Annotated in this window: 10 protein-coding genes; 7 read left to right on the forward strand and 3 right to left on the reverse strand. The window is 64.8% G+C overall.

Annotation, left to right across the window (positions count from 1 at the left end; translation table 11 throughout):
• Positions 1-707: 707 nt before the first annotated feature.
• Positions 708-1,145, forward strand: coding sequence for a nitroreductase family deazaflavin-dependent oxidoreductase (locus B1790_RS32820; protein ID WP_079927458.1), 438 nt, complete (start codon positions 708-710; stop codon positions 1,143-1,145).
• A gap of 481 nt (positions 1,146-1,626) precedes the next feature.
• Here B1790_RS32820 and B1790_RS32825 read toward each other — a convergent pair whose 3' ends face one another.
• A complete protein-coding gene (locus B1790_RS32825) occupies positions 1,627-2,190 on the reverse strand; it encodes a cupin domain-containing protein (RefSeq protein WP_079927459.1) in 564 nt (187 codons plus the stop codon).
• A 798-nt stretch (positions 2,191-2,988) separates the two neighbouring features.
• On the opposite strand from B1790_RS32825, the gene B1790_RS32830 reads away from it, so the two are divergent.
• From B1790_RS32830 to B1790_RS32840, 3 genes are read left to right on the forward strand one after another with little or no spacing between them, the layout of a single operon-like run.
• The gene (locus tag B1790_RS32830; protein ID WP_158083914.1) at positions 2,989-4,014 is read left to right on the forward strand and encodes an ABC transporter permease; all 1,026 of its coding nucleotides are present in this window, start codon (positions 2,989-2,991) and stop codon (positions 4,012-4,014) included.
• Complete coding sequence (locus B1790_RS32835; RefSeq protein WP_079927461.1) at positions 4,011-5,378, forward strand: substrate-binding domain-containing protein; 1,368 nt, start codon at positions 4,011-4,013, stop codon at positions 5,376-5,378. Before B1790_RS32830 ends, B1790_RS32835 begins: the two co-directional genes overlap by 4 nt.
• Before the next feature lie 56 nt (positions 5,379-5,434).
• Positions 5,435-7,954, forward strand: coding sequence for an ATP-binding cassette domain-containing protein (locus B1790_RS32840; protein WP_079927462.1), 2,520 nt, complete (start codon positions 5,435-5,437; stop codon positions 7,952-7,954).
• Positions 7,955-8,978: 1,024 nt separating this feature from the next.
• On the opposite strand, the gene B1790_RS32845 is transcribed toward B1790_RS32840, so the two are convergent.
• Both B1790_RS32845 and B1790_RS32850 read right to left on the reverse strand, forming a co-directional pair.
• Positions 8,979-9,740 (reverse strand): SDR family NAD(P)-dependent oxidoreductase, encoded by a 762-nt coding sequence (locus B1790_RS32845; protein WP_142271655.1) that lies wholly within the window; start codon positions 9,738-9,740, stop codon positions 8,979-8,981.
• 165 nt (positions 9,741-9,905) lie between these two features.
• Entirely contained in the window at positions 9,906-11,075 is a 1,170-nt protein-coding gene (locus tag B1790_RS32850) for a thiolase family protein (RefSeq protein WP_079927467.1), read from the reverse strand.
• A gap of 597 nt (positions 11,076-11,672) precedes the next feature.
• Between B1790_RS32850 and B1790_RS32855 the strand changes: the two genes are divergently transcribed.
• The 3 genes from B1790_RS32855 to B1790_RS32865 all read left to right on the forward strand — a co-directional run bounded on the left by B1790_RS32855 (position 11,673) and on the right by B1790_RS32865 (position 15,822).
• Positions 11,673-12,710, forward strand: coding sequence for an ABC transporter substrate-binding protein (locus tag B1790_RS32855; protein WP_079927464.1), 1,038 nt, complete (start codon positions 11,673-11,675; stop codon positions 12,708-12,710).
• 162 nt (positions 12,711-12,872) lie between these two features.
• Complete coding sequence (locus tag B1790_RS32860; protein WP_079927465.1) at positions 12,873-14,084, forward strand: ABC transporter ATP-binding protein; 1,212 nt, start codon at positions 12,873-12,875, stop codon at positions 14,082-14,084.
• Positions 14,074-15,822, forward strand: a complete 1,749-nt coding sequence (locus B1790_RS32865) for an iron ABC transporter permease (RefSeq protein ID WP_158083915.1) — start codon at positions 14,074-14,076, stop codon at positions 15,820-15,822. The genes B1790_RS32860 and B1790_RS32865 overlap by 11 nt, the downstream gene beginning before the upstream one ends.
• Positions 15,823-16,019 lie beyond the last annotated feature (197 nt).

Below are 16,019 nucleotides of genomic sequence, written 5' to 3' on the forward strand. Positions count from 1 at the left end.
TCCACACGTCAAGTGACATGGAATACCTACCGCATTGGCTGCCCGAAGGCCGATACCTCTTGGCGACGCAAGTCGGAGCGTTCGCCGACCTCAACCTATTCGGCTTCGCGCCTCTAACGGTCAGCGCGGCGATGTCAGAGAGGGTCGTCGTTTACGGACCAACATGCGCCGGCACCGCTGACGACATTCCCGGAGGCCGGGCCACAGACGCGCCGTGGTTAGCGCTGGCCTTCGCAGCGAAGCGGTGCATCACGTCGACTAGGTCGCGCCGGGAGCCCCGATTTCGTTGACCCAAAGCACAATTCTCCAAAATTTGCCCGGCCGGAGCGCGTGCGCTGCCACGAAGGCGGGAATCGCGGCGCTGGCGAACTCGCACCCCAGGGCATAGGGGCCGGCGTATTCCATCCCGACTCGATAGCCCCCGATTGGTCGCCGACAAGATCGACACGCAACCCGAATTCAACGTGATCTCGGCAGCCTTCGCAAACGCTACGCAAGCAAGGAGACAGCGGTGGAAGAGGTCGTCGTGGTCGTGGCCGACGCACTTGTGGCCCGCGCTCTCATCCCCGTCATCGACCGTGCGTTCACCCCTCGCCCTCGCCGAAAGCGCCGGAAGACAATATATTTGGAGAGCATCACCCGTTCTCGGACAGCTGGAGTAGACCGGCGACGATTGCCCGAGAGGACATCTCGATCGAAGGAACATAATGCCCCTGACCGGAGACTACGAACCCGGCTCGTTGGACTTCGCCCGGGAGCAGGCAGAAATGATCGAACGCACGGGCGGAGCCGACGGTAGCACCTGGCAGGGGCACCCTGTGGTGGTGCTGACCTCGGTCGGCGCCAAGACCGGCAAACTGCGAAAGACCGTGCTGATGCGCGTCACACACAACGGTCAATACGCCGCCGTTGCCTCCAGAGACGGCGCCCCCAAACATCCTGAATGGTATTGGAACCTTCTTCGACAACCGCACGTCGAACTCCGAGACGCCGCGACGCGACGGGACTACACCGCCACCCTCGCCACGGGAGCCGACCGCGATACTTGGTGGGAACGCGCAGTCGTAGCTTGGCCGCTCTATGCCGACTATCAAGCCCGGACGACGCGACAGATCCCGATCTTCGTACTCACGGAGCGCACCTAGTCCGTGGCAAAGTATGGCCGTGGAGCTACGCGCGCTGCGCATAGTGGCATCCCGTTCAACGAGCATGGGGTGCGCAATCTGGCTTTGCACCAACGACTGTCACCTGAGGCCGCCGGCCCACGTGGTCAGCGCACCCCGCCACCGAGTGTCGTACCGCCTGTAGCGTGCGCTCACGCCTATATGGGTGAGCGAGCCGCTGGCCCGCGCGGCGCGGGACGTCTCGCGGCGCAGGTTGCGCGGTGACACATTGCCAGCGGGGGACCGACGCATCGACTTTGCCAGGGTGCAGACTGTTCCTCTTCGCTGGTCAGAGCGCCGCGTCACGACGAGTACCCCGCGTCCTCGTTCGGCGACAAGGCGGCTGAGTGGCCTTATCACAGCTCCACTATCCGTGCCCGCTCCCTAGCGGGAGGTACTCGTTGAGTAATGGCGCCACCGATGCCACACGTGAAAACAGTTTAGAGCAGCTGACGCACGCGTCTCACTCGTTGAGCGGACCGTGAGCGCCATGGGTGCTCGCTCCCCGCGTTGCGGTGACGTTGAGCGCCACCATGGTGGCGGGTACGTCACCCCGGTTGCTCCACGAATGCTTTCCGCCCCGCTGAATGAACGTGTCACCCGGTCGAAGCAGCGTCTCGCCAGTCTCGACGATTGCATACAGTTCGCCTGAGAGCATCGTGATGACGTCGATGCTGTCGGAGTAGTGAAAGCCCGCCACTTCGTTTTCGTCATCGTGCGTATCGCCGCTGCCAAGAGCTTTTAGCGATTCGGCATGGCCGGACGCATCGACTTCGCTGTCGGGAGGAAACGTGGTCAGGCGGTAGGTGCAAGCGCCCAGCGGCGGCAGGAGAGCCACGGGGCCCACGGAGTCAACGTCATCGACGCTGGGCGGGAACTTCTGCACGTGCCACATGTCCATGACCTTGTAGGCAGGGGTGTCCAAGAGCCCGGGGGTGAACTCATCGACGGCAATCGTCGAGCGCCCGTTCGCGTCCACTCCGGCGATGACGCGACGGCCCTTCACTTCGAGGTAATCTCCGGCCATTTCGTTGCTCCATTCAGTGGTGGTTCGCCTATCACGCGGGCGATTCATTCCCGCGGCGATTCGCCGACCGTCGCCGGTTGCAACCGCCGTCCCACATACTGACCGATGTTCTATATGGAGGACGAGGACTAGGTTAGAGTGGCGTACGTCACTCCGTCAAGGCCCGGCGTCCCCTCCCTTGGTGAGGCGACCTCGAGCTCCACCCTCAGCACGACGCTGCCCACGTCGGACGCCGGTCACCGGCGAGGACTTCGCTCCACGGATCGCGCTATCGGTGGACATCGCCCGCAACCTGAGCGGGCTTTACCAGCGCCGCCCCGGGCGGGATGCTGCGGGACGCGAGGAATGACTGCCGTCGTCATCCGCTTCGCGACCACCCTCTCGCGGCCGCAGTCGAGCGACCCTTGGCTGCACCGGTTGCGAAAGCCCTTGATTGGCCCTCGATTACGCGGCGCTCGAAACCCGCCAGCGCTCTTGACGCCGCGACACCGCCGGTCTATGTTGTGTTCCATATCACAGACGATCGTCCATAATGATAGACAGGGATTGGGATGAGTTCTCGGAACCGTGGTCAACTCCAGGCGCGAGCTTGGCCACGTCATGGCTGTAGAACGCACGTGCACGAAGCCGATCAACCAAGGCTCGTCAACGTCGCGTGCCCCCGCATCGAAGGTTCCGCCGTCGTCGTGGCCATGTCGTCAGTGGTGCGTCGTGGCTGAACGACACGGAGTCGAAAAGGTCCCCACGGCCGTGTCATTGGCCCCGCCTGCGTCGGCAGCGCCCGAACCTTCATCGCGAATGCGCGGCCGTTCCGATTCAGCGTGGCTGACCGACCTGAAATACCGGTTCCCCGCTCGCTACCGTGCGAGCTGGGGGGCCCTTGTCGTCTTGGTCGTCGTCGCGGCGTTCGCTGCACCGACCACGGTGCAGGGCCAATCAATCCTCATCGTGAGTGCCTTGGCGGGCGTGCTGGGACTGGCGTCGTTCGGACAAATGTTGGTCATCATGATCGGCGGAATCGACCTGTCGGTACCGGCAATCCTGGCCGTCAGTGCGGGCGTCGTCGTGCACTTCGGCGTAGACGGCTCGAGTCAACCATTGGTCATTCTTGCCGCCATCCTGGTGGCGGTCGCGATCAGCCTGGTGAACGGGTTCTTCATCGCCGTCTTGCGGCTCAACGCCCTGATCGTCACCCTCGCCACGTTCGGCACCGTCACCGGCGTCATCGGACTGTGGACGGGGACATCCTTCTCGGTGACCGGCGAGGCACCTGCCGCGTTGCAAAAGTTCAGCACGTGGTCGATCTTGAACGTCAACACCTGCTTTCTCGTCGCCGTGGTGGTGGCGATCGTGATCGCCGGGGTACTGGCGCGCACTCGCGCCGGCCGACACGTCGCGGCTGTCGGATCCAATCGCCATGCCGCACGAGCCCTCGGGGTGAACGTCATCGCCGTTGAGATGTCCGTATTCGCCGTAGTGGGTCTGCTCTACGGCATCGCTGGTGTCTTGCTCACCGGCTTCATCGGAACACCGGACATCTCAGTGGGAGCTCCCTATCAACTCGCAACGATCACGGCTGCGGCGATTGCGGGCGTGGCACTCAACGGCGGCCCCGGCAGCGTTGCCTCCGTGCTGAGCGCGTGCGTCTTGTTGCAACTGCTGGATCAGACCTTGGCTTCGATGGGGCTCTCGGCTGGAGCACGCGTAGTGGCTCAGGGAGTCGCACTGGTGATCGCCGTCGCAGCAACCACTCTCGGGCAGTACGCGTTCGCAGGCGTCCGCAGGGGCTACCGCAAGGCGAACACGACGGGCCGAGGCGCATGAACATCAACTACCACGCAGTGCAGTCATCCTCGCCTGACACCGACCGGTCGCCCTGCCCTACACCCGGAACCCCCGTAGCCGCCACGCCGCCTTCGTCGAAAGCCAGCCCCGCGAGGATCGGCCTGGCGGTACGCATCGTGGCGGCGATGCTCGCGGTCGTACTGCTAGCCGGATGCACGGTGACGACCGCGACGACGAAACCCACCGGAGCGCAGATCCTCGGAGCCGGCTCTGAACTGACCGCGAAGACGGTCGACCCGGGCGCTCTGGCCGAAGCGATCAAGAAGACGTTCCTCACCGATGTTCCCGTCTCCCGGCTTGATCCCGTGATTGTCGATGCGTTGGCAGTTGCATCTCAGCCGCTGACGCCAGAACAGAATCGACTGTTCGAGCAGTGCATAGAGCAGAATTCGTGCGACACCGGTCGCGGCTCGTTGACCGTTGGACTAGCCCTCGAGGGCAACAACTCATGGACGAACATCTTTCGTGGCGAGGCAACAGCGCAGGCGATCGCAAGTCCCCAAGTCGCCCGCATCATCTACAGCAACGGAAACTCCAACATCGCTACGGTATTGGCGAACCTGCGCAGCATGATCACCCAACAGGTGGACATCATCGTGACCGACCCCGTGTTCGGACCGACCGTGCTGCCCGTGCTGGAAAAAGCCAAACGCGCCGGTATCACCGTGGTCTCGGTGAACACCCCCCTTCCGGAATCGGCAGCAAGCTCCCTGTCGACCCAGATTCCCAACTCGTTGTGCGCGCTTTACACCGACGGAGCCCAGAAGTTGGTAGATGCGTTGGGCCCCAACAACACCTATGCTCTCTACACCGGATTGCCGGGCAACAGCAACGCGGCTGAATGGCAACCTTGCGCGAAGAAGGTCCTCGACGGCGCCGGCTGGACGCAGGTCGTCGAAGGGTTCACGCAGTGGACCTCCCAGGGTGAGGCCCAAGAAGCGAACTCTCTGGTGGCCTCGGGCAAGAACCCGACGGCAATCCTCTACGACTACTCCGTCGACGACTTCCTGAAACCCTATGTGGCAAAACGCAGTACGCCTCCAGCCATGATGACCGATGCGGCCAACCACTCATGGTTCGCGGCTCTGCGCGAGGCCGACGCCGCCGGGGTCGAGGTCAAGTCATGGCTGGCCAGCGGCCACGTCTGGTTCGGCCGGTTCGGGGTCACCGCAGCCATCAAGATACGGCAGGGCGAGCAACTCGCCGACACCATTCCGGTCCACATCCCCACCGTGCCCACCACGTCGATCCTCGACGCCACCAGCCCGGCCATCCCGGCGGCCGTTCCAATATCTAGCCTGCTCACCCCAGAGCAGCTGACCTGGGCGCTCGCCGCGGCCTGAACCGCCCGACATGTGTACGCGGTCCGGGCACTGAACCAATCTAAGGAAGCTGTCGCATGACGAGAATCGAAGGGGCTCCCGTTGTGAGCATCCTCAACAACGACCACCCCGACAGCGAGCCTGGCGTCGTCCTCAGGGGCGTATCGAAGTCCTTCCCCGGCGTCCGGGCCCTCGCGGACGTGGACTTCGAATGCAAGCGAGGCGAAGTTCACGCCCTGGTCGGGGAAAACGGATCGGGCAAATCAACGCTGATCAAAATCGCTTCAGGTGTGCTGCCCGCAGATTCCGGCGAGGTGTACATCAGTGGTCAGGCGCTGTCCGGCGGAACCGTCCGGCGTGCACGCCAATTGGGACTCATGACCGCCTACCAAGACACGTCTTTGGTCCACGAGCTCAGTGTCGCAGACAACATCGCGCTCTCCTTCAACGCAGTGGGCGAACCATGCCCCGCCGACCTTGACGGCGTCTTGGCCCGCTACCGCCTTCCGTTCAAATCCACCGATCTGGTGGGAGCCTTGGGCCCCGGCGCCCGGCAACTGCTCGAAGTCGCGCGAGCGATGTGCCATCAACCACGAGTGCTCATGCTCGATGAACCCACGGCCACACTGGACATGAACTTGGCGGCGCATCTGGAAGAACTGATCAAACAGTCTCGCGATCAAGGCGTCGCCATCGTCTACGTCAGCCACCGGCTCGAGGAAGTCGGCCGCCTCGCGGACCGGTTGACCGTCATACGCGACGGTGTGTTGCGCGGCTCGTTCAACTCGCGTGAATGGCAGGTCGACGAAATCGTCGAACTGATGGTCGGTGCCGCGACGGACATCGAGTATCCGAAGCGATCTGCACCCCGCTCCGAGACGAACCAACTCGAGGTACGGGATCTATCTGGGCCCCAGTTTGGTCCCGTCTCGCTCCATGTTCGTCCCGGCGAGATCATCGGCATCGCCGGCGCAGAAGGCAACGGACAACGAGCCGTCCTGCGCGGGCTCATCGGTATCGGACGCAGCCGCGGGAAAGTCTTCATCAACGGCGAGGAGTTGAGCCGACCGACCCCGGCGGCGGCACTGCGTGCCGGCATCAGCTTCCAAAGCGGCGACCGGGCGGCAGAGTCGGTGTATCCGGTGTTGCCCGTCATGAACAACACCACCGCCCAGCTCGGAGCTGCCAGCGGGCCTGTCGGCACGGCGCTGAACAGCCGGTTGCGCGCACGGTTCGAGGAGGCGTCCGACCAGCTCGGCATTGTCACCGCGTCGCCCTACCAGCCGATCAGCGCCCTGTCGGGCGGCAACCAGCAGAAGGCCGTCTTGGCCCGCCCCTTGTTGACACCGCCCAAGGTGCTCGTCGTCGACGAACCCACCCAGGGCGTCGACGCTCGGGCCCGAATGGACATTTACCGGATACTGGCCGATGCGGCCACCGACGGCCAAGCGGTCGTGATCAACTCGTCGGACTCCGCCGAATTGGCGGGAATGTGTGACCGCGTATACGTCATGTCGCGCGGCCGAATCGTAGACGAACTCGCGGGCCCAACGACCGAGACCGCGATCGTACGCAGCTTCGTCAGCGCCACCGAAGTCAACGAGAATCAACCCGAACAAATCGCGCGCAGCGGCGATCTGGGCTCCCGATTGCGCGCGAGGCTTTCCGCCCAACTACCCATCCTCATGCTGTTGGTGCTGTCCGTCATCGTCGCGGTCTACACCGGCACCCAATCCGATGTGTTCTGGACGTCGGCGAATCTCGCGAACCTCCTGCTCCTGAGTCTGCCGCTGGCGTTTGTCGCGATAGGGCAGCAAATGGCCTTGCTCTCAGGGGGTTTCGACATCTCAGTCGGTTCGACGATGAGCGTCACGGTGGTGCTGGCGTCGATGACGTTACCCGACCTGTCTGCCGGCTCCCTGCTGCGGACGATCCCCCTACTCCTGCTCACGGCCCTCGGCATCGGAGGCTTCAACGCCTTCATGATCGCCGCCCTGAAGGTGAACCCCATCGTGGCGACCATCGCCACACTCGGCATCGTTCAGGGAATCGCCATCGTGCTGCGCCCAGAGCCATCCGGCATCATCGCACCCGAGCTCGGGGCAGCGTTCGAACTCGGGATCGGTTTCGTGCCCACGCCATTCATCATCGTGGTGGTTCTCGCGGTCGCCCTGGAAGTGTGGTTGTACCGCAGCCACAAGGGACTCGCTCTGCGCGCAGTTGGGTTCAACGACGAGGCGGCCCGCAGAATCGGATGGTCCGTCACCACCATTCGCGCGGGCGCGCTCATCTGTTGCGCCCTGGGTGCAGTGATCGCAGGACTCTGCCTGGCCTCGCTGGCGGGAGTGGGGTCAAATGCCGTCGGCGCCAGCTACGCGCTCCCCTGCTTTGCGGCGGTGTTTCTTGGGGGTGCCGTGCTCACCGGCGGTCGGGGGTCCTTCGTCGGCGCCCTGGTCGGAGCCGTGTTCCTCTCCCTGTTCGACAATGTGGCACCGCTGCTGAATATTTCGGGTGCGTGGAGTCAGACCGTCTACGGCATCATCCTCCTGCTGGCGATCGCGATGTACGCCGTGGTCCAGCGCTCCCGCGTTTCATGAGCTGGACCCACCCTGAATGCCGCGATGACCCGCTCCGCACGCCGAGGAGTGGGAAAAGGTCGGGCCCGTTCGCGGGTCCTCCGTCCGACCGATCCTGACGGCCTGCCCGTCGCGGGTGCAGTCGCACTCGACGCCGTACGGCACGTTTGGGCGCATCGGCCTCGACCGGCGGGGCCGACGACCCCGCCCGCCGTGCGACTGTGCACCCCGCACCTTCAACCCCGGATTGCGCCACAACCGGTGAAAATTCCTGCGATCAGCTTGCAGCATTCGCTCCCAACGCACCGTGGCCTAGTTGCGCCCGCAACGCCCAGCACGGATGCGTTGGCGGCCGGGCGCATAGTCGGGCCCACATTGCCGAGTAAGGATTGGCGGTGTCTGCCCCGCCGACAGACCCCGACAGGTCGGGCTGCGCCGACAGCCCCGCACGTGGATTGTTCCGACTCCCCCGAAGTCGTCCTGGACATCACCACGCGCGGCGCTCGTGGCGGCGCTCCCGACCTTTAGGGCGCTAGTCGTAGGACCCAGGCTGAGGTGGTGCCGCCCTGGCTTCCAGGCCGACCGTGTTGCCTGTCATGGGATCCGTCGAGCTCGTGCGCGCTGGTCATTCGTAAGCCCTCGCGCGTCCAGACGCAGGGTGTGTGAGCCGAGGGAGAATGCCCACTGACAGTCGACAGCCGTGTTGCGACGCCTTCACGCCACAGCCATCGACCTCGACGACCGAGTTGGTCGCCGACGCCGAATCCCCCATCGCAAACGGTTATGCAGCGGTGCCCGTAGCACAGACGAGTGGGCCCGAATCGAAGGATCCGGTGCTTCGGAACCTGTTCCTGGGAGGTGGGCTGACCTAATGCCGACCGACGCACTATCGACGTGCTGGTGATCCTCGCCGTGCCCGACGTATCCGCTGGCTGCTCCGCAGCAGAGCGCTGCGACCTGGCGCCAGGATCGGCGGCAGCCCCATCGCACCGCCGGTGATCGCAGACCAACACAGCGGGTCGCGATGGGCTGCACTACGACCTCATCACCAGGCAGTCCAGCCAGCCTCGACGGGAACTACCGCTCCAGTCATGAAGGAAGACTCCGGGCTGACCAGGAAGACGATGGCTTCGGCGATCTCCTGTGGGCGGGCGTAGCGCTTGAGCATTTGACGGCCCGCGAGGGTGGTGATCGCCTCTTCTCGGGTGGGGAAGCTCTTGATGTGTTCCTCGGCCATCTGTGTCTCGACCCCACCAGGGCAGATCGCGTTCGCGCGGATGTCTGGTGCGTATTCGAGCGCGAGTGAACGGGTGAAGCCAAGGACGGCGGCTTTGGAGGCGCAGTAGACGCCGACAAGCGGTATCGCTGCGAGGGCGCCAATCGAGGCGACGTTCACCACGGAGCCACCACCAGCCTTGAGCATCTCGGGCACCACCCGCTTCGCCGTGATCAGACATGCCAACATGTTGATGCTCATGAGCCGTTGGAAGTCCTCGGTGGTGTGCTCCAACAGCGGCTTGGCAACCACGATGCCGGCATTGTTGACCAGGCCGTCCACCCGTCCGTAGGTGTCGATGACCCGTGTCGTGAGATCGTCGATCGTATCGGGTGACACGACGTCGCCGGCAACGGTGACCACGGCGCCCCCTGCCTCGCGGACGAGCACCGCGGTTTCGTCGAGCGCTTGGGCGTCGAGATCCGTCAAGCCGAGGCGGGCGCCTTCAGCGGCCAACCGGATCGCGGTCGCCCGACCGATTCCTCCACCTGCGCCGGTAACGATCGTTACTGCGTCGTCCAACCTGGCCATCTTGTCCTCCTTGGTCGTGGCCGGTCCACGTCGGGTCCGGTCGCCGGGACGCTGCTGCGTCGATCGGCAGTCTGAGCGTTGCCATTTCGCGTTCGGGCACGCCGACAACACGGGTCGTCGGAATCATCTCCGCGGGGGGATCGTCGAGCTTCGGGGGTCGCTCGGCTACTCGCATAGTTCGACAATCGTCGCGTTGGCGGTGCCGCCGGCTTCGCACATCGTCTGCAGGCCGTAACGGATGTTGTTGTCTCGCATGTGATGTACGAGCCGGGTCAGCAGCACGGTGCCTGACGCGCCCATCGGGTGCCCCACCGCGATCGCACCGCCGAGCGGGTTGAGCACCTTCTCGTCGATGCCGATCTCGGCCTGCCAGGCTAGAGGCACGGGCGCGAACGCTTCATTGACCTCGAAGGCCCCGATGTCAGACGCCTTGAGCCCGCTTCTGCTCAAGACCTTCTGGGTCGCCGGGATTGGTGCGGTGAGCATCGTTATCGGGTCGGCACCGACCACCGAGCCGCTGTGGTAGCGGACGATGGGCGTTAGCCCGTACTCCTGGGCCTTTTCGGGGGTCATGATGAGTACCGCTGATGCGCCGTCGGAAATCTGACTGGAATTGCCGGCGTGGATGACCCCGGCCTCGTTGAACACCGGTTTGAGACTTGCCAGTTTGTCGGCGGTGGTGCCGCGACGGATTCCCTCGTCGGCGACGAAGTCGGGGTGATCGGGTACCGCGACGAGTTGATTGTCGAAGGCTCCGGAATCGGTTGCGGCTGCTGCCAGTTCGTGGCTGCGTGAGGAATACTCGTCCAGACGTCGCCGGGACAGTTTCCAGTTCGCTGCGACGCGTTCTGCTCCCGTTCCTTGGTGGAAGTCCTGATTGGGGAAGGCTCCGCTGGTCAGGTCGTCGGCGTATCGGGCGCGTACGAGGGGACCGAAGGGACGCCCGAGGTCCCGTCCCGAACCCAGCGGCACCCGGCTCATCGACTCCACACCGCCGGCGACGACGACGTCATACTGTCCGGACATGACCATTCCGGCGGCGAAGTCGACCGAGGATTGGCTCGATCCGCACGCGCGATTCACCGTCACACCAGGGATGCTCTCGGGCCAACCCGCCGCGAGGACGGCGTAGCGGCCGATTTGGGCGGACTGATCCCCGACCTGCGTGACGCATCCCCACAACACGTCGTCGATCGCATGGGGATCGAGTCCCGACCGCTGCACGAGCGCGCGCAGGACATGGGCGGACAGATCGACGGGATGGACGTCGGACAGTGATCGCCCCCGCTTGCCGATCGGCGTTCGCACTGCCTCGACGATGACTGCTTCTGCCATCACCGCTCCTCTCGTTGGGTGCCAGCGCGTGATGGAGTCGGAGCCAGCAGGGGGTGTCGACGTCGCGATGGGCCGTCTCTGCCAGCCCGCAACCGCGTCCAATATTCAGAACTTGAGTCTCGAATACGGGACAACGATAGGCCCTGGCGAAGTCCGTCGTCAATAGTGCGCCCGGGCTCGCGAGCCGTGACCCGGCGGCGGCCTGGCAATCCGAGGGTCGACGGACCCACTGGGTTCCGCAACGGTCGAGCCCGCGGGCCTCAGCGACGCGCCACCCCGTCCCGCCGTGCAGAGTGGCTTCACTCGACCCCGGGAGCGCCGCGAGTGGTTCGCGCGGGGGCTGGTGGAGCTGGCATGCGCTGCAACGCCTTTGACGAACGTGCCAGCGTCCGCTGCGTGATGTTCGACGACCGCGCCACGCCACCTGGACGCTCGCCCGAGTGCTACCAGCACTGTTGCGGGCATCACATCGGTCCCCCGCAGACCCTTGACGTCACACTGAGCGGCCGATAGCGTCGGTCCAGTAATAGGGACAGCCGGTCAGTATTTTGGACGCTACGGGTCTGACTGTTCGTCTCGGACCATCGGAGGTTGAAAATGCATCGTCGCTGGAATCGGTCGAAGTTAGCCGTCGCCGCCATCGCACTGCTCACCGCCAACATGCTGGCGGCCTGCGGGTCGAGCAGCACTGCTGCCGAAGTCGTGACCGGACCTTGGGACAGCGTCGTCGACGCGGCGAACGCCGAAGGGCAGGTCAACTTCTACTCGGTGATGTCCACCGTCCAGAACAAGCGGCTGGTGGACGCCTTCAACCAGAAGTACCCCAACATCCGGGTCGCGGTGACCCGCGGCGCCGGTGAGCTGCCCCCGCGGGTGGAGGCCGAGATCACGGCGAAGTCCGATGGCGCAGACGTGTTCCTCTACAGCGATCGAGCGTGGTTCTCCAACCACGCCGACCAGCTCGTCACCATCGATGGTCCGTCGATCAACGGCTGGAGGAACGACAGCTGGGAGGTCCCCAGCAAGGCGATCATCCCCTCGTCCTACCCCTACTCGATGCTGGTCTGGAACACCAACAAGTTCCCCGACGGCTTCAAGACGTGGGACCAACTCCTCGACCCGTCGGTCAAGGGGTCACTCGGCCTGCGCGGAGACGTCACCACGTCGATGGCCGGGTTCCTCGACTTCCAGTCGACTCAGTTGGGCAACGACTACATGGTGCGGTTGGGTGCTCAACAGCCCAAGTACTACACCTCCGTGGTGCCCATGACGCAGGCCATCGCCGCCGGTGAGATCGGGGTCTCGAATACCTCGATGCCCTCGGTGGTCAAGGAGCTCCAGAGCCAGGGCGCGCCCATTCAATCGCTGATACCCGATCCCGCGTTCTGGAGCCAGTGGGGTGCAGGAGTTCTCTCGAAGTCCTACCGCCCCAACGCTGCTCGAGTATTCCTCGACTTCGTCATGTCACCGGAGGGTCAGACCGCCCTCAACGGCGACGGCTTCGGTGCGGCCGGACGCGACGGCATCGCCGGCACGATCCAACCGCAGGGAGCGACCATGCTGGACTCCAAGAAGTACAGCTCGCCCGCGGTCATCGAAGAGTTCCAGGCCAAGTTCACCAAGTGGTTCAGCTGAGCAGCCGGCCCGGCGCGCACGCTGCACGAATAGCACCACCAAACCGGTCCGCCGCGTCAGCGACAAGGAATCACTGAGCCAGCGATCACCCTACGGACGTCCCGGCCGACCACCGATCGCATCGATGCCACCGAACCGTCACCAACGCAGAGGATTACCCCGATGAGTAGCATCACCGACCACCCGCGCACCACCGCACGCACCGCGACGGAGCATCCCGGATCCACGACGCCGGCCACCGAACGCGACGCGGTTCAGGTCAAGGTCACCAACCTCGACAAGACGTTTCGCCGGCACAAGGAATCGGTGCAGGTACTGCGCAATGTCACCGTCGAGGTCGCCGACGGGGAGTTGCTCGTCCTGCTCGGGCCGAGCGGGTGCGGCAAGACCACGCTGCTGCGCTGCCTGGTGGGCTTGGAAAAACCCGACGCCGGCAGTATCGAGTTGGGCGGGCGCACCGTGGTCGACGCCGGCGCCGGGGTATTCGTCCAACCCAACCGACGTGATGTGGGGATGGTGTTTCAGCACTATGCGCTGTGGCCGCACATGAAGGTGGCGGCCAACGTCGCCTACCCGCTGAAGTCTCGTGGCCTCAAGGACGATCTGCGCGGCAACCGCGTAGAGGAGGTCCTCAAGCTCGTCCAGTGTGACCACCTGGCCGATCGATATCCCCCCGAGCTCAGCGGCGGGCAGCAGCAGCGTGTCTCGCTGGCGCGTGCGCTGGCTCCCCGGCCGGCGCTGCTGCTGCTCGACGAGCCACTGAGCAATCTGGATGCATTGTTGCGCATCGAACTTCGCGCCCAGCTCCGCCTGCTTCACCGGCAACTCAAGTTCACCGGCGTGTACGTCACCCACGACCAGGAGGAAGCGCTGGCGCTCGGAACCCGCGTGGCGGTGATGCGCGCAGGGCAGTTCGAGCAGATTGGTGCACCCCAGGACGTCTACCGCCGACCCGCCACCGAGTACGTCGCCGACTTCCTCGGTGCACGCAACCGGGTTGAGGTGACCGTCACCGGAGATGGCGAGGCGATCGTCGCCAACCAGCCGCTGCGCGACCTCGTCCGGCCCGGGATCGCCGGCCGCTACAGCATGCACTTCCGCGACGAAGACCTCACCTTGCGCGAATCCGGGTCGACAGCACCCGACGGCGGCCGCCACTGGCTCACCGGTGCCACGGTGCGTGAGGTCCTGCCGGGCGGTGACCACGCCGAACACGTCGTCATCTTGGGCGGTCACACGCTCTTCGTCGACATCCCCAATGCCGACCGGCAGCTGCCGCCCGACTCGTCGGTGGAGATCGGCATCGACCCGGCCCGCACGCTGTGCTACGACGCCGACGGTGCCCTCGTCGAGGGGTGGCGTCATGTTGCTTGAACCGCAGACCACGGCCCGCCCAGCACCAGAACCCCCCGGCCCCACCCCATCCGCGCGCACGCGCCGGGTTCGGCGGATCACCCGCAGCCAGCTGCTGTGGGCGCTGCTGGCCGCGGTCGTGGCCGGCCTGGTGATGGTGCCGCTGCTCCCCCTGCAGTGGCAGGCCTGGACCGACGGCGGCGACGGCATGCAGCGCCTCACCCGGATGGCCGACCTGCGCGGCGTCCTGATCAACACGCTCACCTTGGGTGCGGGCGCTCTGGTCTTGGGAATGTTCTTCGGGACCGTGTTGGCGCTGTGTGCCTATTCGATCAGGCCCCGCCTGCGCAAGTGGCTGGAATTCCTCCCGGTGCTTCCCATGGTGATGCCCGCAGTCGCCCACGTCGTCGGATTCGTGTTCCTCTTCTCCCCCGAAAACGGCTATGCCAACACGTTCTTGCGTGCAACACCGTTCTTCGACGGGACCTCGGGCCCGATCAACGTCTACACCTTTCAGTGGGTGGTGATCTACACCGCCACCCATCTCGCGGCGTTCGTGTACCTGTTCGTCTACACCGGGCTGCGCAACCTCGGCTCCGACTACGCGCTGGCAGCGCGGGTGAACGGAGCATCTCCTACCCGCGCACTGTTCACGATCACGCTGCCGCTGCTGCGCCCCACGTTCATCTACGCCTCGGTGGTCGTATTCCTGCTCGCGCTCGGCCAGTTCACCGGCCCGTTGATCTTGGGGCGCCGCGAACAGCTCGACGTCATCACCACCAAGATGTACACCCTCAGCGCCGAGTACCCAGTCGACTACCACCTCGCCTCCGCCCTGGGAACCCCGCTCCTGGTGCTGGCAATCGTCTTGGTGTTCTTCCAAACCCGGTCGCTGGGCAACCAGAACCGCTACGTCGGGCAAGGCACGTCGACGATCGACAACCGGATGCTGAGCCCGGTCACCAGCGCCCTGTCGGCGATCGTCGTCGCCGGCTACGTCATGATCGCCGCCGTCCTGCCCCTGCTGGCCATCCTGTTCGTGGCGCTGTCCCCGTTCTGGAGCGGATCACTGTCGTTGGACGCCTTCACCACCCAGCACTTCACCGAGGTCCTGACCAATCCCCAGATCTATGACTCCATCCTCACCACGGTCACGGTCTCGGTGGTCGGGGTGCTCATCGTGATCCCCCTGGGCATGCTCGTCGCGCTCGGCCTCTACAACCGCGAAAAGCTGTGGCGCCCAATACCGGTCGTACTCGACCTGGTTGCCAACCTCCCGCTGACGGTACCCGCGGCGTTGCTCGGCTTCGGATTCTTGTTCTCGTTCTCCCAACCCGGCGTGGGCCTCTACGGCACGGCCGCGGGTCTGATCCTGGCCTACGTCACGATCATGATCCCGTACTCGGTGCGCTATCAACTCGCCACCTTGATGTCGTTGGGCAAACAGACCGTCGAGGCCTCTCAGGTCAGCGGAGCCACCACGATCCGAACCTTCGTTCAGATCATCCTGCCGCTGGCGCGCACTGGCATCGTGTCCTCGGCAGCGGTCATGTTCGTCCTGCTCACCCACGAATTCGGGGTATCGCTGCTGCTGCGCGGACCCAACGTCCGGGTGCTGTCGGTGGTGCTCTACGAGGAATACGCCGGTGGCTCCTACGCCCGAGTCGCGGTCATCGCTCTCATCATGACGGTCGTGACCGGCGTGGGCGTCGTGGCGGCGATGGCCCTTGGTGGCAGGCGGGCCCTTGAGCGCCTGTGACCCCCTAGCCCAGCGGACGACCCACCGGAGTCTCGAGCGTCCTATATGCTGAAGACAGATACAGAATGATGGACGGCGTTGACGAGGCGGAGGGCCTCACGACGCTACTCGGCGGGCATTGCGGCGATGCGGCACGCGCCCGCTCGACGCACGCGTAGGCAGACCCCACACACCTGGAGGATGACGATTATGGGCAA

Source organism: Mycobacterium sp. AT1, assembly GCF_002043095.1.
Classification (GTDB): Bacteria; Actinomycetota; Actinomycetes; order Mycobacteriales; family Mycobacteriaceae; genus Mycobacterium.

What these genes read in the sequence shown, in the direction of transcription:
- B1790_RS32820 (WP_079927458.1), top strand. Translation starts at nt 708, where the DNA reads ATGCCCCTGACCGGAGACTACGAACCCGGCTCGTTGGACTTCGCCCGG.
- B1790_RS32825 (WP_079927459.1), bottom strand. Translation starts at nt 2,190, where the DNA reads ATGGCCGGAGATTACCTCGAAGTGAAGGGCCGTCGCGTCATCGCCGGA.
- B1790_RS32830 (WP_158083914.1), top strand. Translation starts at nt 2,989, where the DNA reads ATGCGCGGCCGTTCCGATTCAGCGTGGCTGACCGACCTGAAATACCGG.
- B1790_RS32835 (WP_079927461.1), top strand. Translation starts at nt 4,011, where the DNA reads ATGAACATCAACTACCACGCAGTGCAGTCATCCTCGCCTGACACCGAC.
- B1790_RS32840 (WP_079927462.1), top strand. Translation starts at nt 5,435, where the DNA reads ATGACGAGAATCGAAGGGGCTCCCGTTGTGAGCATCCTCAACAACGAC.
- B1790_RS32845 (WP_142271655.1), bottom strand. Translation starts at nt 9,740, where the DNA reads ATGGCCAGGTTGGACGACGCAGTAACGATCGTTACCGGCGCAGGTGGA.
- B1790_RS32850 (WP_079927467.1), bottom strand. Translation starts at nt 11,075, where the DNA reads ATGGCAGAAGCAGTCATCGTCGAGGCAGTGCGAACGCCGATCGGCAAG.
- B1790_RS32855 (WP_079927464.1), top strand. Translation starts at nt 11,673, where the DNA reads ATGCATCGTCGCTGGAATCGGTCGAAGTTAGCCGTCGCCGCCATCGCA.
- B1790_RS32860 (WP_079927465.1), top strand. Translation starts at nt 12,873, where the DNA reads ATGAGTAGCATCACCGACCACCCGCGCACCACCGCACGCACCGCGACG.
- B1790_RS32865 (WP_158083915.1), top strand. Translation starts at nt 14,074, where the DNA reads ATGTTGCTTGAACCGCAGACCACGGCCCGCCCAGCACCAGAACCCCCC.